Source organism: Acidimicrobiales bacterium, assembly GCA_035536915.1.
GTDB lineage: Bacteria > Actinomycetota > Acidimicrobiia > Acidimicrobiales > JAHWLA01 > JAHWLA01.
In genome coordinates, this window is record DATLNE010000041.1 from 22,044 (window position 1) to 40,037 (window position 17,994).

General features: G+C 68.5%; 17 protein-coding genes. 9 read left to right on the forward strand and 8 right to left on the reverse strand.

All coding sequences use genetic code 11. The features are described from left to right. Positions 1-44: 44 nt before the first annotated feature. Positions 45-2,060: an SPFH domain-containing protein gene (locus VM938_11510; GenBank protein HVF75666.1), complete on the reverse strand. Its 2,016-nt coding sequence runs from the start codon at positions 2,058-2,060 to the stop codon at positions 45-47. Positions 2,061-2,161: 101 nt separating this feature from the next. Here VM938_11510 and VM938_11515 point away from each other — a divergent pair, with 101 nt between their 5' ends. Both VM938_11515 and VM938_11520 read left to right on the forward strand, forming a co-directional pair. Continuing rightward, positions 2,162-2,635, forward strand: coding sequence for a hypothetical protein (locus VM938_11515; GenBank protein HVF75667.1), 474 nt, complete (start codon positions 2,162-2,164; stop codon positions 2,633-2,635). A gap of 42 nt (positions 2,636-2,677) precedes the next feature. Continuing rightward, a complete protein-coding gene (locus VM938_11520; GenBank protein ID HVF75668.1) occupies positions 2,678-4,018 on the forward strand; it encodes a 3-deoxy-7-phosphoheptulonate synthase class II in 1,341 nt (446 codons plus the stop codon). A 33-nt stretch (positions 4,019-4,051) separates the two neighbouring features. Here VM938_11520 and VM938_11525 read toward each other — a convergent pair whose 3' ends face one another. Further along, positions 4,052-5,860, reverse strand: a complete 1,809-nt coding sequence (locus VM938_11525; GenBank protein ID HVF75669.1) for a hypothetical protein — start codon at positions 5,858-5,860, stop codon at positions 4,052-4,054. A 233-nt stretch (positions 5,861-6,093) separates the two neighbouring features. On the opposite strand from VM938_11525, the gene VM938_11530 reads away from it, so the two are divergent. The 6 genes from VM938_11530 to VM938_11555 are packed head-to-tail and all read left to right on the forward strand — an operon-like array spanning position 6,094 to position 11,959. After that, the gene (locus VM938_11530) at positions 6,094-6,870 is read left to right on the forward strand and encodes a sulfite exporter TauE/SafE family protein (protein ID HVF75670.1); all 777 of its coding nucleotides are present in this window, start codon (positions 6,094-6,096) and stop codon (positions 6,868-6,870) included. A 10-nt stretch (positions 6,871-6,880) separates the two neighbouring features. Further along, positions 6,881-8,653, forward strand: coding sequence for a nitrite/sulfite reductase (locus tag VM938_11535; GenBank protein HVF75671.1), 1,773 nt, complete (start codon positions 6,881-6,883; stop codon positions 8,651-8,653). Beyond that, entirely contained in the window at positions 8,641-9,333 is a 693-nt protein-coding gene (locus tag VM938_11540; GenBank protein ID HVF75672.1) for a phosphoadenylyl-sulfate reductase, read from the forward strand. Before VM938_11535 ends, VM938_11540 begins: the two co-directional genes overlap by 13 nt. Continuing rightward, positions 9,330-10,256: a sulfate adenylyltransferase subunit CysD gene (cysD, locus tag VM938_11545; GenBank protein HVF75673.1), complete on the forward strand. Its 927-nt coding sequence runs from the start codon at positions 9,330-9,332 to the stop codon at positions 10,254-10,256. Before VM938_11540 ends, cysD begins: the two co-directional genes overlap by 4 nt. Before the next feature lie 5 nt (positions 10,257-10,261). Then, a complete protein-coding gene (gene cysN, locus VM938_11550; GenBank protein HVF75674.1) occupies positions 10,262-11,506 on the forward strand; it encodes a sulfate adenylyltransferase subunit CysN in 1,245 nt (414 codons plus the stop codon). Positions 11,507-11,521: 15 nt separating this feature from the next. Continuing rightward, on the forward strand, positions 11,522-11,959 hold the full coding sequence (locus tag VM938_11555) for a hypothetical protein (GenBank protein HVF75675.1): 438 nt from the start codon (positions 11,522-11,524) through the stop codon (positions 11,957-11,959). Here the strand turns inward: VM938_11555 and VM938_11560 are convergent. Genes VM938_11560 through VM938_11570 form a run of 3 tightly spaced genes read right to left on the reverse strand, consistent with a single transcriptional unit; the run spans position 11,949 to position 13,823 of the window. Further along, positions 11,949-12,386, reverse strand: a complete 438-nt coding sequence (locus tag VM938_11560) for an SRPBCC family protein (protein HVF75676.1) — start codon at positions 12,384-12,386, stop codon at positions 11,949-11,951. The two genes, VM938_11555 and VM938_11560, sit on opposite strands and share 11 nt — an antisense overlap. Further along, the gene (locus VM938_11565) at positions 12,386-13,156 is read right to left on the reverse strand and encodes a thioesterase family protein (protein HVF75677.1); all 771 of its coding nucleotides are present in this window, start codon (positions 13,154-13,156) and stop codon (positions 12,386-12,388) included. Before VM938_11565 ends, VM938_11560 begins: the two co-directional genes overlap by 1 nt. 28 nt (positions 13,157-13,184) lie before the next feature. Continuing rightward, positions 13,185-13,823, reverse strand: coding sequence for a histidine phosphatase family protein (locus VM938_11570; protein ID HVF75678.1), 639 nt, complete (start codon positions 13,821-13,823; stop codon positions 13,185-13,187). A gap of 88 nt (positions 13,824-13,911) precedes the next feature. On the opposite strand from VM938_11570, the gene VM938_11575 reads away from it, so the two are divergent. Beyond that, positions 13,912-14,367: a DUF4383 domain-containing protein gene (locus tag VM938_11575; protein ID HVF75679.1), complete on the forward strand. Its 456-nt coding sequence runs from the start codon at positions 13,912-13,914 to the stop codon at positions 14,365-14,367. 46 nt (positions 14,368-14,413) lie between these two features. On the opposite strand, the gene VM938_11580 is transcribed toward VM938_11575, so the two are convergent. Genes VM938_11580 through VM938_11590 form a run of 3 tightly spaced genes read right to left on the reverse strand, consistent with a single transcriptional unit; the run spans position 14,414 to position 17,982 of the window. After that, positions 14,414-15,844: a VWA domain-containing protein gene (locus VM938_11580; protein ID HVF75680.1), complete on the reverse strand. Its 1,431-nt coding sequence runs from the start codon at positions 15,842-15,844 to the stop codon at positions 14,414-14,416. A 3-nt stretch (positions 15,845-15,847) separates the two neighbouring features. Continuing rightward, positions 15,848-16,717 (reverse strand): MoxR family ATPase, encoded by an 870-nt coding sequence (locus VM938_11585; protein ID HVF75681.1) that lies wholly within the window; start codon positions 16,715-16,717, stop codon positions 15,848-15,850. 50 nt (positions 16,718-16,767) lie between these two features. Further along, on the reverse strand, positions 16,768-17,982 hold the full coding sequence (locus tag VM938_11590; GenBank protein HVF75682.1) for a Fic family protein: 1,215 nt from the start codon (positions 17,980-17,982) through the stop codon (positions 16,768-16,770). Between the last annotated feature and the right edge of the window lie 12 nt (positions 17,983-17,994).

Below are 17,994 nucleotides of genomic sequence, written 5' to 3' on the forward strand. Positions count from 1 at the left end.
ACGGGCTGCCCGGAATCCGGGCAGCCCGTACTCGAACTACGACGTCAGGCCGCTTCGACCTCCACCTCCACCTCCGGCTCCACCTCCGGCGCCGGCTCCAACGCCGGAACGGGCACTGGCTCCCCGCCCGAAGGCTGGAGGTAGCGCATCAGCGTCGCCGCCAGGCCGTCGAGGCTGGAGCCGCCGCCCGTCACCAGCACCTCGGGCATGATGTCGACGCCGCCCTCGGCCACCGCGTTGGCCACCGCCACCAAGGCCGTGGCACCGCCGCCGATGGCGTCGCGCTGGGCCTCGAAGCCCGCAGCCCGCGCCAAGCCCAACGCCTCGGTCGCCGCTGCTTCGGCCACGCCGATGGCCCGGGTGCGGTCAGCCTCGGCCTCACCGGTCAGCCGCACGTAGGCGGCCTCGCCTTCGGCTTCGGCCCGCCGTGCCTCGGCCTGGTTGCGCTGGATGTCGACCGACACCTGGGCGACGGCCAGGTCGGCCTGCATATCGGCCGTGCCTCGGGCCCGCTCCACTTCGATGCGAGCGGTCTCGGCCCGCTGCTGCTCCTGGTACGTGGCCCGCTCCTGGTTGGCGATCTCCCGGCGGGTCAGTACCTCGACCAAGGCGGCGGGGAAGATCACGTCCTGGATGTAGACGCCCCGCGTCTCCACCTCGTAGGTCGAGAGGTACTCGCGCACCGCCTCGTAGGCAGCCCGCTGTACCTCCTCGCGGGTCTCGATGAACCGCACCGCTTCGAGGTTCTGCAGCGTGTTGCGGAAGTGGTTGCCCACCGCGCTCTGCAGCACCTCGTTGACCAGGTTGACCATGGTGCCGACCATCGAGATCACCTTGGGCGCCCGCGTGTCGCTCACGTGGATCTGCACTTGCAGGTCGATGGTGAACACGAAGCCCTCGCGGCTCTTGCCGATGATCGGCTCGAGGCGGGCGTCGAGGTTGTGGGCCATCGACGTGGCGTTGGCCCAGTTCAAGGTGAGGATGAACGTCGGCACGATCTCGGCCGCGTAGATGCGCGGGTTGATGGCGTACTTGCCGGTGCGCAGCGGCTCCTGCCAGATGCCGCGGTGGCCGGGTCGCACGATCGACCCGAACTTGAACTCCACCCCCGACGTGTCGAGCGTGGGCAGCCCGACGAAGCCCTTGATGACCGCCACCTCGCCCTGGTTCACGACGAGCATGGGAACGAGTTGCACCTGCACCAGGAACGGGTTGAGCAGGTAGGCGCCGTAGAGCAACGGGTCGTGCTGCAAACCGATGCGCCCGCCGTTGTCGAGGAACGCCTGGAAGTCCTGGTAGTTGTTGTGGAGGTCGTTCTTCGAGCCCAGCAGCGTGTCGATGAGCTCGGCGTCGGTGGTCTCCGGCGACTGCTCCATGGCAGCCACATCGGCGAAGCCGCCCAGCCTGCTGGCGATGTCGCCCGAGTCGAGCGGACCGCCTTCCAGGGTGGTCACCAGCCCCACCACGTCGACGTCGCCCTGCGGCGCGATCACCACTACCCGCAGCTGCTCAGGGCGTAGCCCGAAGGAGTGCGGGGCGAGCCCGTCGTCGGCCAGGAAGGCAAGCTCCGGCGCCACCGGCAGGCCGAACACCTCGCGGGCGGTGATGACGATGAACCCGACCGGGTGGATGGGAACGGTGGTGCCCGGCGGCAGGACGGGGCGCTGCACGCCCTTCTGGCCGCCCGCCCGCAAGAACGTCTCCAGGTCGGAGAAGTTGCCCGCCCGCGGGAAGTAGTGCGCGCTCTTGGCGCCGATGGGCAACGGCGCGCCGACCTGGGCGATGACGACGCCGATCTCCCCCGCAGGCACCTGCACCCACGGGAACTTCGACACCGAGAACACCGGCCAGAACTTGAAGCGCAACCCCGGCATGAGCAGCTCGGCCTGGTAACCCGCCTCGCCGCCGAAGGCGATGGGGTCGTCGCCCTCAAGCTTCTTGAAGCCGAGCTTCTTGTTGACCAGGCCCACCTCGGCGGCGCCGATGAAGTGGACCGACTTGAGCAGGAGGACGACCGCGAGCAACGCCACCGGCGCTCCCGCGATCAGCGTGGTGTTCATCTCTTCCTTTCGACCCGAGCGACACGCCGGGTCTCGTCGGTATAAGCGTATCAAGACGTCTCGATGAGCGGAAGAGGTTTTCTGGCGATATCCTGGCGGCTGTGCCTCCCCCTCCCCTGGTCCCTGCCGACGACGGCTGGTTCGAGTGGACCGCCGCCCCGGCCAGCGCAGGACGGGTGCTCGTGCGCGTCGACCGCGCCGACGACGGACGCCACCAGATCACCGCTATCCGCATCGAGGGCGCGGTCTCGGCCGACCTGCTGCGGTCGATCCCGGTGGGGCGCATCGAGGCCGCGGCCAACGCCGTCCTCCACCCCGGCCCGGCCGCACCGCCCCGCCGCCGGGCCTCGGCTCGCATCGCCGACGCACTGCGGGCCAACGCCGTGCAGGGGTACCCCGACACCTTCTACGACGCCGTAGCTGCGGCCTACCGCATGCTCGTGGGCACCAGCTCCCGGCCCATCGGCGACCTGGCCGAAGCCAACGACGTGCCCGTCACCACCGCGCAGCGATGGGTGAAGGAGGCGCGCCGTCGGGGCAAGCTCCCGCCGGGCCGCAGCGGCAAAGCAGGCTGAAGGCCTTTGCGCAACACCACAGGAGCCGCGACGCTGGTGGACATGTCGCAGTGGACGCCGAGCAGCTGGCGCGACCTTCCCGCCGACCAGCAGCCCGACTGGCCCGACGAGGCCGCGCTCGACCGCGCCCTCAAGCAGTTGGCGTCGCTGCCCCCGCTCGTCTTCGCAGGCGAGGCCCGCCAGCTCACCGACGCCTTGGCCGACGTGGCTGCGGGCAAGGCGTTCCTGCTGCAGGCGGGCGACTGCGCCGAGTCGTTCGCCGACTTCACCGCCGACGCCATCCGCGACAAGTTGAAGGTCGTCCTCCAGATGGCCGTCGTCCTCACCTACGGCTCGGGCGTGCCCACGGTGAAGGTCGGACGGATCGCCGGGCAGTTCGCCAAGCCCCGCTCCTCCCCCACGGAAATGGTGGGCGGCCTGGAACTGCCGTCGTTCCGAGGCCACATGGTCAACGACGACGCCCCCACCGTGGCCGCCCGCACCCCCGACCCCGAGCGGCTGGTGGCGGCGTACCACCAGGCGGCGTCCACCCTGAACCTGCTGCGGGCCTTCACCAAGGGCGGCTTTGCCGACCTGAGCCAGGTCCACGTCTGGAACCAGCAGTTCGTGGCCACCTCCAACGAGGGCCGGCGTTACGAAGCCATCGCCGGCGAGATCGACCGAGCCATGCGGTTCATGCGGGCCTGCGGCATCGACCTGGCCCGCGAGGCCAACCTCCACCAGGTCGACTTCTTCACCAGCCACGAGGCCCTCCTGCTCGGCTACGAGGAAGCGCTGACCCGCAAGGACTCGCTGACCGGCGATTGGTACGACTGCTCCGCCCACATGCTCTGGATCGGCGAGCGCACCCGACGCCTCGACGGCGCCCACGTGGAGTTCTTGGCCGGGGTGCGCAACCCCCTCGGCTGCAAGGTCGGCCCCACGGCGACGGCCGACGAGGTGCTGGCCCTGTGCGAGCGGCTCAACCCGGAGCGGGTGCCGGGCCGGCTCACCCTCATCTCCCGCATGGGCGTCGACAAGGTGGCCGCCGCCCTGCCGCCGCTGCTGGCTGCCGTGCGGGAGGCGGGCCACCCTGTGGTGTGGGCGTGCGACCCCATGCACGGCAACACCTATACGAGCCCGGGCGGGCGCAAGACCCGGCACTTCGACGCGGTGATCGACGAGGTGCGCCGGTTCTTCATCGCCTGCCACGACGAGGGCGTGTGGCCCGGCGGCCTCCACATCGAGCTCACCGGCGACGACGTCACCGAGTGCCTGGGCGGCGCCGAGGAGATCCTCGAGGACCACCTGGAGTCGCGCTACACCACCACCTGCGACCCCCGGCTCAACGCCCGCCAGTCGCTCGACCTGGCCTACCTCGTCGCGGAACGCCTCCGCGCCTGACCTCTGGAGTACATAGCCGGCGAAAATCGCCGGCTATGTACTCGGGACCGAGCGGCGGCGGCGGGTTGTGGCGAGGCGGACGCCGACGGCCGACAGCAGCAGCACGGCGCCCAGTTCCATCGGCGTGTCCTCACCGGTGGCGGCCAGCGATCCGACCGACCGTTCTTGCTCGGCGCCTGCCACCCGCGTGCGGGCATTGGCGTTGGCGTTGTCGTTCGGGCCACCGGCCCGGCCCGTCGGCATCCAGTTGGGCTCGGCCGTGAACGACACCACGTCGATGCCCCGCCCGATGTCGGACGACATCAGGAAGTAGGTCCGCGTGCCGTCGTCGTTGTCGGCGATCTTGAACGGCTCGATCGTCCACGTCTGCGCACCGGGGAGGGTCAGCGCACCCACCTCGGTGAACGACCAGCGGCCCTCGGCGTCGATCTCGTAGTCGATGACCTTGAACCCCTGGCTGTACCAGGCGGCGATGATCCGCTGCTCGTCGGGGATGTGCTCGATGACGTGGATGTTGCAGAACGTCGGCGCGGGCAGCAGGTTCTTCGAAATGAAGACGGCCTTCTTGCCGTCATTGGTCTGGGCGTACGTGGGGTTGGCGGGGTCCGAGATGTCGAACACGTGCATGCCGCCGTTGCCCACCGGGTTGGCCACCGTCGGCGCACACGTCGACCCCGGCGGCACCACGCCGCCGCCGCGCTCGTCGGTGACCAGCAGCCACTTGCCGTCGGGCGTGGGGTCGGCCTCGTGCGAGATCGACACGCCTTCGTTCGACGGCACCGCGGTGTTGCCGTTGGTGGCGTCACGCCCGGGGTGGTTGACGTGGCCCACGTGCGAGAACCCGGTGGCCGCGGGCTTGCCCGCCGCCGCCCACTGCGCGGCAGTGACGCGGCAGTCGCTGACCTTGGCCGCCGTGTTGGTGCCGTCGACGACCGTGCACGACAGCGGCGTGCCCCGCACGTCGCCGTTGCCCGCCGTCAGCCCGCTGACATCGATGATCGCCGTGCCGTTGATGCCGGCGCAGTACAGGCGTCCGGGTCGGGCCGTGATGTCGTGACAGCCGTGGGGCGCCGTTCCCTTGTCGTTCGTCGTCCACGACGGATCGAACGGCATTCGGTACACGGCCGGGCGGCAGGCGGCGCGCTTGGCCTCCAGCGACCCCGTCAGCCCGAGGCACGAGCGGATGTCGACCACGTCGATCCACGGACGGTCCTGGTCGGAGTTGGAGTTGTAGACGATCCACGGGCGGGTGGCGTCGAGGGTGGCGGTGTGCGAGGTGCCGTCGAAGCGCAGAAGGTGCACCTCCTTCACCGGCGCCCCGCCCTCGCGGCCGACGCCCGAGATGTCGAGGATCTCCATGCCGCCTGCCCCCGGGTCGTGGCAGCGGTCGTTGGCGTCGGTGGTGTCGACGGCCAGCTCGGCGTCGTCGGGCGGCGTCACCACTGTGTCGTGCTGCAGGCCGGTCACGCCCCGCGACGGGTTGCAATGGGCCGAGCCGTGGTCGGCCACCCACTCGGGGGCGACGGCGCCGTCGGCGCCGGTCAGGCGTACCACCCGCTGGCCTGCGTACTGGCCGTTGCCCTGGCCCAGGCTGCCGGCGATGCCGTAGATCGCCTCGCCCCGGGAGAAGAACTTGAGGTCGGTGCCCGGGTTGGGCGGGAAGTTCTTGAGAAACTCCCACTGCCCGACCTGCTGGATCGGTGTGCTCGGCAAGGCGGGTGACAGGACCGCCAAGGGCTCGTTGGACTCGGTGTGATCAGCGGCCGCCGGGACGGCGGTGAGGCCGAGAACGGCCGCCGCCGTGAGCGCCGGCAGGCCGAGCAATGCTCGGTGCGCGCGCATGTCCGGTACGTACCACTTGCACGGTCTGCGCAACCATTGAACTAAAACTTGATCGGTTTACTCATATTTCGTACTCTTGACTTCATGCAGGGGTTGACGACCACCGTGTTGCGCCGCCGTGGCGCCCCGTCGGTCGCCATGGGCCGCACCCCCCACCAGGCCCACGACACCCGCTGTATGCCCCTCCGCTGACCCGACCCTGACCTCGTCCGCGTCGTCCCGGAGGCTCCTCCTTGCAGCTTGACCTTGCCATCGCCCTCGCCGGATTGCTCGTCGGTTTCACCGTCGGCCTCACCGGCATGGGCGGCGGCGCACTCATGACCCCGATCATGGTGCTGTTCTTCAAGGTCTCTCCCCTCGCAGCCGTCTCCAGCGACCTCGTCGTGTCCCTGATCATGAAGCCCGTCGGCGGCGGCGTGCACCTGAAGCGGGGCACCGTCCGCAAGGACATCGCCCTGTGGCTGTGCGTCGGCTCCGTCCCCGCTGCCTTCGCCGGCGTCCTCATCCTCAACGCCCTCGGCGCCCACAACGTCGACGACCTGCTGAAGCGGGCACTCGGCCTGGCCCTGCTCGCCTCCGCGGGCTCTATCCTCCTGCGCCGCATGATCGACCGCCGTCGGGCCGAGGGCTACGAGCCCCGCCCCGCCGTGCTCAACCGCCCCCTCACCGTGCTCGTCGGCGTCATCGGCGGCCTCGTCGTCGGCCTCACCAGCGTGGGCTCGGGCTCGCTCATCATCGTGATGCTGCTGTTCCTGTACCCGGGCCTGAAGTCCAACGAGCTGGTCGGCACCGACTTGGTGCAGGCCATCCCCTTGGTCGGCGCCGCCGCCATCGGCCACATGTTCTTCGGCGCCGTGCAACTGGCCCTCACCGCCAGCCTGCTGGTGGGCGCCCTCCCCGGCGTCTACATCGGCGCCCGCCTCTCGGCCCACGCCCCCGACAAGGTCGTGCGCCCCGCTCTGTTCGTTGTGCTCCTGACGTCGGGCCTCAAGCTCGTCCAGGTCATCTGAGGAGGATTCGATGGCCATCACCCATGAGATCGACCCCGCTGCCCTTCGGGACATCGAGAAGTTCGAGACGCAGCTCGCCCTGTACCTGAAGGGCGAGCTCGACGAGGACGTCTTCCGTGTCTTCCGACTGAACAACGGGATCTACGGCCAGCGCCAAGGCGGCCACAACCAGATGGTGCGGGTGAAGCTGCCGTACGGCTCGGCCACGCCCGAGCAACTGGAGATGATGGCCCACGTGGCCGACACCTACTCCCGCGGCTGGGGCCACATCACCACCCGGCAGAACATCCAGTTCCACTTCGTGCAGTTGGAGCAGATCCCCGACGTCATGCGCGACCTGGCCTCGGTGGGGCTGACCACCCGCGAGGCGTGCGGCGACACCGTGCGCAACGTCACCGGCTGCCACCTGGCGGGCGCTTGCCCGTTCGAGGTGCTCGACATCAGCCCCTGGGCCGAGGCCGCCTTCCGCCACTTCCTGCGCTCGCCCATCGCCCAGCGCCTGCCCCGCAAGTTCAAGATCAACTTCTCGGGCTGCTCCACCGACTGCGGCCAGGCCATGTTCAACGACGTGGGCGTGATCGGCGTCGGCCGCCCCCGGCCCGACGGCACCATCGAGCCCGGCTTCCGGGTGTTCTTCGCCGGCGGCCTGGGCGCCAACCCGCACCCGGCCGCCGCGCTCGAGGAGTTCACCGCCCGCGAAGACCTCATGCCCACCATCGAAGCGATCCTGCGGGTCTTCGACCACTACGGCAACCGCGACAACAAGCTGCGCGCCCGCATGAAGTGGCTGCTCGACACCATGGGCGTCGACGAGCTGCGAGAGCGGATCATCAAGGAGCGCAAGTTCCTGCGGGCGTCGGCCACCTGGCCCGGCGGCATCCCCGAGTACGTGGCCGAACACGGCGACGCCCCCGCGGGCGTGTCGACGGCCATCACCCCCACCCCCGTCGGCGTGCCCGTGACCCTCAAGCTGCCCGAGCGCGACGCCTACACCAAGTGGGAGACCGCCAACGTGGTGCGGGGCGTGGCCAAGGGCACGGTCAGCGCCTACGCCTTCGCCAAGCTGGGCGACATCACGTCCGACCAGTTCCGGGCGCTGGCGTCGATCCAGCGGGAACTGCGGGCCGAGGTGCGGGTCACCAACCGCCAGAACCTGGTGTTCCGGGAACTGACCGAGGAGCAGGTCAAGACCCTCTACGACCGCCTCGCCGTTCTCGGCATGGCCGAGCCGGGGGCCGAGCTGGCCCGCGACGTGGTGAGCTGCCCGGGCGCCGATACCTGCAACCTGGCCGTCACCCAGAGCCGCGGCCTGGCCGACGAGATCGGCCGTGCCCTGGAGGAAGCGGGCCTGGCCGAGGTCGGTGGCATCCGGGTCAACATCTCCGGCTGCACCAACTCGTGCGGCCAGCACCACATCAGCGACATCGGCTTCATGGGTGTCGAGCGCCGCGCGCACGGCAAGGCAGCGCCCGGGTACCAGATGCTGCTGGGCGGCTACGTGGGCCAGACACAGATCGAGTTCGGCGAGAAGGCACTGCGCCTGCCGGCCAAGCGGGCGGGCGAGGCGACGGTGCGAGTGGTGGCCAAGTTCGTGGCCGAACGAGACGGCGGCGAGTCGTTCCAGTCGTGGCTGTCGCGCACCGGCGGCGCCGTGGCCGTGGCCCCTCTGCTCAAGGACCTCGACGAGTTCCCCACGCCGGAAGAGGCGCCCGACTTCTACGTCGACTACGGCGAGACCGGTCCGTACGTAAAGGAGATCGGGGAGTCAGAGTGCGCAACGTAGTGGAGCACTCCAAAGAAGCAGTGCGCGACAGGACGGCACTCACCGAGGTCTCGCAGAAGCTTGAGACTTTGCCGCCTAGTGCTGCAATCAAGTGGGCGGTCGAGGAGTTCGGCGACAGCGTGATCGTCGCCGCGTCGTTCGAGGACGCCGTGCTGATCGACATCGCCGTCAATGTGAAGCCCGACATCGAGTTCCTGTTCCTCGACACCCAGTACCACTTCGCCGAGACCCTCTGGTACGTCGAGCAACTGCGGGCTCGCTACGGGCTCAACATCACCACCGTGCACCCCGAGGTCGGGCCCGACAGCCTGTGGGCCACCGGCGACCTGCAGGGCTGCTGCGCCGTGCGCAAAGTCGAGCCGCTGGCTCGGGGCTTGAAGGGCAAGCAGGCGTGGGTCACCGGCCTGCGCCGGGTCGATGCGCCCACCCGGGCCAACGCGCCCGTCGTCGACTGGGACGCGGCGCGCGACATGGTCAAGGTCAACCCGCTGGCGACCTGGACCGACCTCGACATGGCCGGCTACATCGCCGACCACGACCTGCCCCAGCACCCGTTGTGGGAGCGGGGCTTCGCATCCATCGGGTGCTGGCCGTGCACGCGGCCGGTGGCCGAGGGCGAAGACCGACGAGCCGGCCGCTGGTCCGGCGCCGACAAGATCGAATGCGGGCTCCACCAATGACGCTGACCCTTGATCCGCCCCGGTACGAGCTGTCCGACCTCGACGCCCTCGAGGCCGAGGCCATCTTCATCATGCGAGAGGTGGCCGCCGAGCTGGAACGGCCCGTGCTGCTGTTCAGCGGCGGCAAGGACTCCATCGTCCTGCTGCGGCTGGCCGAGAAGGCGTTCCGCCCCGGGCGGTTCCCCTTCCCGATCATGCACATCGACACCGGCCACAACTTCTCCGAGGCCGTCGAGTTCCGCGACCGGCGGGTGGCCGAGCTGGGCGAGCGGTTGATCGTCGGCTACGTGCAGGACGACATCGATGCGGGCCGCTCCCGCGAGGAGACCGGGCCGCGGGCGTCGCGCAACCGACTGCAGACCACGACGCTCCTGCGCATGATCGACGAGCACGGCTTCGACGCCGCCTTCGGTGGCGCCCGGCGCGACGAGGAGAAGGCTCGCGCCAAGGAGCGGGTCCTCTCGTTCCGCGACGACTTCGGCCAGTGGGACCCCAAGAACCAGCGGCCCGAGCTGTGGTCGCTCTACAACGGGCGCATCCGCAAGGGCGAGCACATCCGCGCCTTCCCCATCTCCAACTGGACCGAGATGGACGTGTGGCAGTACATCCAGCGCGAGGAGCTCGAAGTCCCGTCGATCTACTTCGCCCACCACCGCAAGGTGTTCCGGCGCGACGGCATGCTGCTCGGCGTCGGTCCCGTCACCGAGCCGAAGGACGGCGAAGAGGTGTTCGAGGAACTGGTGCGCTACCGCACCGTCGGTGACATGAGCTGCACCGGTGCCGTGGTGTCGTCGGCGGCCACCATCGACGAGATCATCACCGAGGTGGCGGCCACCCGGATCACCGAGCGGGGCGCCACCCGGGCCGACGACAAGTTCTCCGAGGCCGCCATGGAGGACCGCAAGCGCGAGGGCTACTTCTAGATCCCATGGAGCTCCTGCGGTTTGCCACGGCCGGGTCCGTGGACGACGGAAAATCAACGCTCATCGGGCGGCTCCTCCACGACTCGAAGTCGATCTTCGAGGACCAGTTGGAGGCGGTCGAACGCTCGTCGCAACAGCGCGGCCACGACTACGTGAACCTGGCGCTGCTGACCGACGGCCTGCGGGCCGAGCGGGAGCAGGGCATCACCATCGACGTCGCCTACCGGTACTTCGCCACGCCCCAGCGAAAGTTCATCATCGCCGACACCCCCGGGCATGTGCAGTACACGCGCAACATGGTCACCGGTGCGTCGACGGCCGACCTGGCCATCGTGCTGGTGGATGCACGAAAGGGGCTGCTCGAACAGTCGCGGCGCCATGCCTACATCGCCACCCTGCTCGGCATCCCCCACTTGGTGGTAGCGATCAACAAGATGGACCTGGTCGAGTGGGACGAGGTGGTCTTCAAGGACATCGCCTCGCACTTCGAAGGCTTCGCCGCCGGGCTGCACCCGCACGAGGTCACGTTCATCCCCCTCTCCGCGCTGGAGGGCGACAACGTCGTCGACCGGTCCACCAACATGGCGTGGTACGACGGGCCGACGTTGCTGGAGCACCTGGAGACCGTCGAGGTGGCCTCCAGCTTCAACCACGACAAGGGCCGTTTCCCGGTGCAGTACGTGATCCGGCCGCTGACCGCCGAGCACCACGACTACCGGGGTTATGCGGGCACGGTGGCGGGTGGCGTCTTCCGTCCCGGCGACGAGGTCGTCGTGTTGCCCTCGGGGCGACGTTCGACCGTTGCGGGCATCGACACGCTCGACGGCGAGGTGCCCGAGGCGTTCGCGCCGATGTCGGTCACCGTGCGCCTGGCCGACGAGATCGACATCTCACGCGGCGACATGCTGGTGCGGGCCGACGACCCCGAGCCTCGGGTGACCCAAGAGCTCGACGCCATGTTGTGCTGGTTTTCCGAGCAGCCCATGCACGTGGGCACCAAGTACGCCATCAAGCACACCACCCGATCGGCCAAGGCCGTCGTGCGTGAGTTGCAGCACCGGGTCGACATCGACTCGCTGCAGCCCGAGACCCGGGCCAGCGAGCTCGACATCAACGACATCGGTCGAGTCTCGATCAAGGTCAGCGCCCCGCTGATGGTCGACCCCTACTCGGTGAACCGCCTGACCGGCAGCTTCATCCTCATCGACGAGGCAACCAACGCCACCGTGGCCGCCGGAATGGTGCTCTGACTATCGTCCGCGGCTGTGGGTGATCACAACGGGGCAATCGCGGCGGCGGCCATCACGACGGTCGGCGGGATCATCGTCGCCCTGATCACGACCGGCGCCATCGGCGGCGACGACAAGGACAGCGGCCCGCCCTCCCAGTCGCAACCCACCATGACGTTCCCGTCGATCCCGGTCGGCACCCGCACATCGTTGTTCTCCAACCGAGACAGCGGGCCGGGCGGCACCCGGGTGGTGCTCAGCGGCGAGGGGTTCGCACCCAACGAGAAGGTCACGTTCCGGCTGCACGTCCAGGAGATCGGCCGCACCACCGCCAACGCCGAGGGCCGCTTCTCCAACGTCACCGTCAGCATTCCCACCACCTACTCCAAATTCGCCCCGCAGCAATTCGACTTGGTGGCCGATGGCGAAAGCCCGGCCAACCACGCCACCACGCCGTTCACCGTCACCGGCTGAGCAGTACCCGCAACGCCGCCAGCGACTTCTTCTGCATGGCCGCAACACGCCGCCGCATGACCCAGCGCTCCAGCCGGCTGAGCGGGCCGCCGGGGAAGTCGACCGTCATGCAGTGCCGCACCACCGTGCCGCCGTCGGCAGCGGGCACCAGTTCCCACTCGCTCAAGAACCGCGCGCCCACGTGGATCTCCTCGGCCAAGGCGTGGCCGGGCTCGGCCCGCACCACCTCGCTGTGGCCCACCAAGTGGTGGAGCAGCATCGACGGCTGGGCCGAAAAGCGGGTGCCCACCTCGACCGGCCCCGGCGGCGGTTCAACCTTGCGCAGCTCTGTCAGCCACTCCGGCCTGCGGGCGATGTCGGCGATGACGGCGTAGACCTCCTCCGGCGACGCCGCCACCGCGGCGGACTGCTCGATGCGGTCGCTCATCAACGGTGGTCGAGCAGCAGCGACTGGGCGCTGCGGCCCACGTGGCCCTCACAGTCGTACAGCGCCGACTCGGCCAACCCTGTGCCCGTCGGGCCGTGGTGGGTGCGGCTCTGCAGGCACATCCACTCCCCCACGGGCTGGCGGTAGGCGTACACCGTCAGGTCGGGGTTGATGAAGAGGAACCGGTTCATGGGCAGCACATGGCTGATGCCGTTGCCGAAGTCGGCGGCCGCCACCAGCCGTTGGATGCCCGACGGCTCCTCCCCTTCTACCACCGGAACCCGCAGGCGGATCCACGACGTGCAGGGGCCGGGCGCGTCGAAGCTGCCCTCGACGTAGCGCATCTCCACCCCTTCGTTGTGGAACGCCTGCCACGGCCATTCGGCGTCCATCTTCGATGTTGTGCTGGGCAAGGCCGGAGCACCGATCTGCTCCACGTCGTCGGTCAGTTCCACCTCCGCCTCGCGGATGCGCCACGCCGTGGCCCGGCACAATTCGTGCTCGTCGTCGGACAGCACCGCCTCCAACTGCTCCACCCGCTTGCCCGGTCGCACCGTGCGCACCGCCACCTGCAACGGCGCCACCGGCACGGGTCGCAGGATTTCCACGGTCACCCGGGCGACGAGCTTGGGGTCACCGACCTCGTGCTGCTCGAAGGCGCGGGCCAGCAGGGCGGCGGGTGGCCCGCCGTGGAGGGAGTCGGGGCTCCACGGTCCGCGGGCGTAATCGGTGGGCACGAAACGGTCGCCGTCGGCGATGAAGAGGGCCACGGATCGACCGTAGTTCGTGCTGTTGCCTTCAGCGCTCGACGCCGACGAGGTGCGCGGTGTCGTTGTGGCGCACCAGCCGCCAGCGCCGGTCGTCCTGGCGCGACCACTCGGTCAGCGCCGTGTTCTCCGTCCAGATGCTGACGGGAATGGCCGATTCGAGCGGCAGCCCGAAGAAGGTGTGGAACGACCCCGCCACCACGCCGCCGTGGCACACCAGCACCACGGTGCGGCCCGCGTGCTCGTCGGCGATACGCAGCAGCGTCTTCGACACCCGCCCGTGGAAGTCGGCCAGGCTTTCACCGCCCGGGGCGATGGGGGCCAGCGGGTCGGCGGCCATGTCGACGTTGTAGCGGCGGCCGTACTCCTCCCACGACAGCCCGTCGCTCTCGCCGGGATGGATCTCGCACAGGTCGCAGTCCTGGGCCACGGCGAGCCCGCCCAAGGCGGGGGCGACGATCTCAGCGGTCTCGACTGCTCGGGGCAGGATGCTGGTGAGCACCAAGTCGGCCGCCACCTCGCCGGTGGCCGCCAGCCGGTCACGCAGCGCCTCAGCCTGGCGACGGCCCAGCGGCGACAGGCCGGTACAGCCGTCGTGGCCGCCCACAACCTGGTCGACCGTCGCCATCGACTCGCCGTGACGGACCAAAACCAGTCGGGTAACGCTCATCCGCCCATCCTGCCCGCTCCGAAACGTTTGAACGGACACGTCCGCCGGCAATCACGGCAGACACGACCTGCCCAAGGAGGCAACGAAAATGGCGGCTGACACACGGAGGAACGACTACCACTGGGTCCAATGGCTCGCACTTGCCGTAGGCGCCACCTACACCCTCGTCGGGCTTGTGGGCTTTGCCATCACGGGCTTCGACCGCTTCGCCGAGCACACCGGCGACACACTGGTCGGCTTCGAGATCAACCCGCTGCACAACATCGTGCACCTGGTCATCGGTCTCCTCGGGCTTGCCATGTGGCGGCGCTTCGACACTGCCCGCACCTACGGGTGGATGCTGGCCGTCGGCTACGGCGCGGCGTTCGTGCTCGGCTTGGTCATCATCGGCGACGAGGACAAGAACTTCCTGTCGCTGAACGTGGCCGACCAGTTCCTGCACATCGGCAGCGCCCTTGTCGGCCTCGCCATGGCCTTGGCCAAGCCGGGACAAGGCGCCGGCCGCACCAGCGACAGCCCTCGTCGCACCCGCGCCGCCCGGTGACGTTCGAAGGGTGCGGAGCCCGCCGGCTCCGCACCCTTCGCCGTACTCAGCTCAGGTGCTCGACGAAGCGTTCGAGCTGCTTGAGGTTGCGGCACTCGAACACGCCGTCGCAGTGGGTGCCGTACTCGCTCACGATCGAGTCGCCGGTGTCCCAGTACGACTTGGGCTCGGGGTTCAGCCAGAAGACGTGGCGGGCCCGCTTGCGCATCTCCTGCACCACCCACGCTTGTGAGGCGTGGTAGTTGTTCCGGGCGTCGCCCAACAGGATCACGCTCGTCTTCGTGGTGATCTCCTTGCCCCACCGCTCCCAGAACACGTCGAAGGCGTGGCCGTAGTCGGAGTGGCCGTCGACCCACACCACGTCGGCTTCGGTGTTGACCCGGTGCACCGCCTCGGTGATGTCCTCCACGCCTTCGAAGTAGCGGGTCACCTCGTCGATGCCGTCGATGAAGACGAACGAGCGGACCTTGGAGAACTGCGACGAGATGGCATACACCAGGTGCAAGGTGAACCGGGCGAAGGCAGCCACCGAGCCTGAGATGTCGGCGATGACCATGATCTCGGGCTTCGACGGGCGCGGGTAGCGGAACTTGGGCTCGGCGGGCACGCCGCCGTAGCTCAGCGAGTGGCGCACGGTATTGCGGAAGTCGAGCGGCCCCTTACGGCCGTGGCGGCGCTTGCGGGCCAGCCGCACCGCCAGCTTGCGGGTCAGCGGGTAGATGGCCCGGCGCAGGGCGGCCAACTCATCCTTGGACGCGTGCATGAAGTCGATGTCTTCAGGCAACGGCTTGCGCAGCGTCTTGGCCATGGCCTCGGCGCCCCGGTCGGCCACCAGCCGCCGGCGGATCTCCGCTTCGATCTCCTTGCGCAGCTTGTCGATGCGGGACTCGAACTCGTCCTTGGCCAACCGCTCTTCCAGCGGCGTGATGGCGTCGGCCTGCTCCCGCTCGGCCTCCATGAGGCGGTCGAGCACCCCGTCGAGGTCGAGGTTCCGCAGGGTGCGGTAGAGGTAGTAGGTGCCGCCCACGGGCCGGCCCGGCTCCATGCCGCTGAAGCGCTGCACTGCTTGGCGGGCCAGCGCCTTGAGCATGGCCTCGTCGCCTTCCATCAGCGCCTTGTAGAGCATCTCGGCCAGCTCTTCAGGCGTCATGGCCTCCATGCCGCCGCCCTTGCCCGCCTCGCGGTCGGCCATCATCGACTGGAGCAACTCGGCCAGGTCGGCACCCGAGTCGTCGCCGTCCTCGCTGATGCGGTACTCCGAGCCCCGCATGGAGAAGTACACCTCGAAGACGGTCTCGAACGCCTTCCAGTGGGCGTTCGACTTCACCAGGGTGGCGGCCAGCGCGTACTTGAAGGCGTCGCGATCCTCCAGCGGGATGTGCTTGACCGCCTCCATGGCGTCGAGGTTCTCGGTCAGGCTGACCGGCAGCCCGGCGGCCCGAAGTTCCTGGATGAACCCGGCGAGGAGGTCGAGCATCCCTTAGGCCCCGTTGACTGACAGTTCCTTGGACGCCTTGGCGATGTCGCTCTGGTACTTGAGCAGGATGTGCAGCGTCTCTTTGGCCTGCTCGGCGTCGACGTTCTCGATGCCCAGCAGCACCAGCGTGCGGGCCCAGTCGAGGGTCTCGCTCACCGACGGGTGCTTCTTCAGCTCCAACTGCCGGATCGAGCGCACGATGCGCACGACCTGGTCGGCCAGGTGCTCGGAGATGTCGGGCACGCGGGTGAGGACGATCTCCTTCTCGCGGTCGAGGTGCGGGTAGTCAACGTGCAGGTACAGGCAGCGCCGCTTCAACGCCTCCGACAGCTCACGGGTGTTGTTGGAGGTGAGGAACACCAGCGGGATCTGCTTGGCCACCACCGTGCCCAGCTCCGGCACCGACACCTGGTAGTCGGAGAGGATCTCCAGCAAGAGGGCCTCGGTCTCGACCTCGACCCGGTCGACCTCGTCGATGAGGAGGACGACGGGTTCGTCGGCCCGGATGGCCTCGAGCAGCGGGCGGGTGAGGAGGAAGTCCTCGGTGAAGATGTCGTCCTCGATCTCCTGCCACGTGGCCGAGTTGCGCTCGACCTGGATGCGCAGGAGCTGCTTCTTGTAGTTCCACTCGTACAGGGCCTTGGACTCGTCGAGCCCCTCGTAGCACTGGAGGCGGATGAGGCGGGCGCCCGTCATCTCGGCCACCGACTTGGCCAGCTGGGTCTTGCCGGTGCCGGCCGGGCCCTCGACGAGCACGGGCTTGCCGAGGCGGTCGGCCAGGTAGACGACGCCGGCGATGCCCTCGTCGGCCAGGTAGGCGACGTCACGCAGCCCCTCGCGCACTGCGCCTACGGATTCGAAGCGTTCACCCATTGGTGCAGCGTACTCCCGTACTTGACCGTGCGGTCTAGTTGATACGCTGCTCAACTCTGATCCGCTGTCGCAGAAGGTCCAAATGGCAGCTGGGGCTCGCTGGTCAAGTCGGGGGTCTTTGAAGAAGGCGTGAAGAGGTCAGAGGTGTCGATGGGCTGACGGCCGTGGCGAAGTCGAGCACGAATTTCGAGCAAAGGCCCTGTGGCGACATAGAAGGTTCCCCGTTTCTTCCCTCGTTGCTCCAAAAGCCCGGCGTTCACCATCGACCGTAAGTCCGTCGTGGCTACCTGGTTGGAGATCTCTTCGCCCCAACTCTTCATAACCGCTCGGTAGCCCGAGTTGCGTATCCGCAGGCCGAGAGTCGCGTCGAACAGCCCTCCAATCGAGCGCTGGGGTAGGCCGCGGGCGCCGATCAACTCCTCCAGTTCGCCCCAGATTCGTTCAGACTCACGTACGCGACGGAGGACACTGCGGGCTTGCACGTAATGAGCCTGGAGACAGAAGCGCACCCACGGCCGGGCATCGTTCTGCGGATTCCACCGGCCCATCCCGACCTGCGCTAACACGCCGTAGTAGGCGTCGGTATTGGCGCCGAGATACTCCTCGATGCTGCAGAACTCGGGGACGAGGATGCCTTCTCGGGCTAGTACCAGCGTTTGGAGGCAACGAGCCATTCGGCCGTTGCCGTCGCGGAACGGGTGGATCATCGCAAGGTTCAGATGCGCCATGGCGCCACGGATGGTCGCTGGTACCTCAGCATGAATCGTCAGCTGCTTCACGAGTTCTTCCATCAAGCCCGGGACGAGGTCAGGGTCTGGGCCCTCGTACACGACGTCGCCCGACGCGTTGTTCCTGATCCAGATCGCTCCTGGTCGCCACAGTCCCGGACCTGCCGCCAGTGCGTACTCCGTCATCATGAAATGCAAGCTGCGGATGATGGCGGCGGTGTACTCGAAGTGTCGGTCCTGCGCGAGTTGGAGGACGTAGGTCATGGCGCGGCGGTAACCCATGACGGCATGCCAGTCCTCGTCGCGCGCCTCCGCGGGGTCGTCACCTTCGATGGCTGCGACGGCATCCTCAACGGAGACGTTGTAACCCTCGATGCTGTTCGAGCCTTGAATGGCACGAGCGGACAGGACACGCCGAACAGAGCCAACCCACCGCCGGGGTTCGGCGACGTAGTAGCGCAACTCTCGACGTACTGCTTCGATACGGTCGAGCGCCGCCTGCTCCTCGGGACCGATGGTCGGAATCTCGTAGATCACGTGGCAACCTCC

Bases quoted from the DNA above. Each gene is read 5' to 3' on its own strand.
- VM938_11575 (HVF75679.1), top strand. From the start codon at position 13,912: ATGGCGGCTGACACACGGAGGAACGACTACCACTGGGTCCAATGGCTC.
- VM938_11520 (HVF75668.1), top strand. From the start codon at position 2,678: ATGTCGCAGTGGACGCCGAGCAGCTGGCGCGACCTTCCCGCCGACCAG.
- VM938_11585 (HVF75681.1), bottom strand. From the start codon at position 16,717: ATGGGTGAACGCTTCGAATCCGTAGGCGCAGTGCGCGAGGGGCTGCGT.
- VM938_11560 (HVF75676.1), bottom strand. From the start codon at position 12,386: ATGAGCGACCGCATCGAGCAGTCCGCCGCGGTGGCGGCGTCGCCGGAG.
- VM938_11510 (HVF75666.1), bottom strand. From the start codon at position 2,060: ATGAACACCACGCTGATCGCGGGAGCGCCGGTGGCGTTGCTCGCGGTC.
- VM938_11535 (HVF75671.1), top strand. From the start codon at position 6,881: ATGGCCATCACCCATGAGATCGACCCCGCTGCCCTTCGGGACATCGAG.
- cysD (HVF75673.1), top strand. From the start codon at position 9,330: ATGACGCTGACCCTTGATCCGCCCCGGTACGAGCTGTCCGACCTCGAC.
- VM938_11525 (HVF75669.1), bottom strand. From the start codon at position 5,860: ATGCGCGCGCACCGAGCATTGCTCGGCCTGCCGGCGCTCACGGCGGCG.
- VM938_11570 (HVF75678.1), bottom strand. From the start codon at position 13,823: ATGAGCGTTACCCGACTGGTTTTGGTCCGTCACGGCGAGTCGATGGCG.
- VM938_11580 (HVF75680.1), bottom strand. From the start codon at position 15,844: ATGCTCGACCTCCTCGCCGGGTTCATCCAGGAACTTCGGGCCGCCGGG.
- cysN (HVF75674.1), top strand. From the start codon at position 10,262: ATGGAGCTCCTGCGGTTTGCCACGGCCGGGTCCGTGGACGACGGAAAA.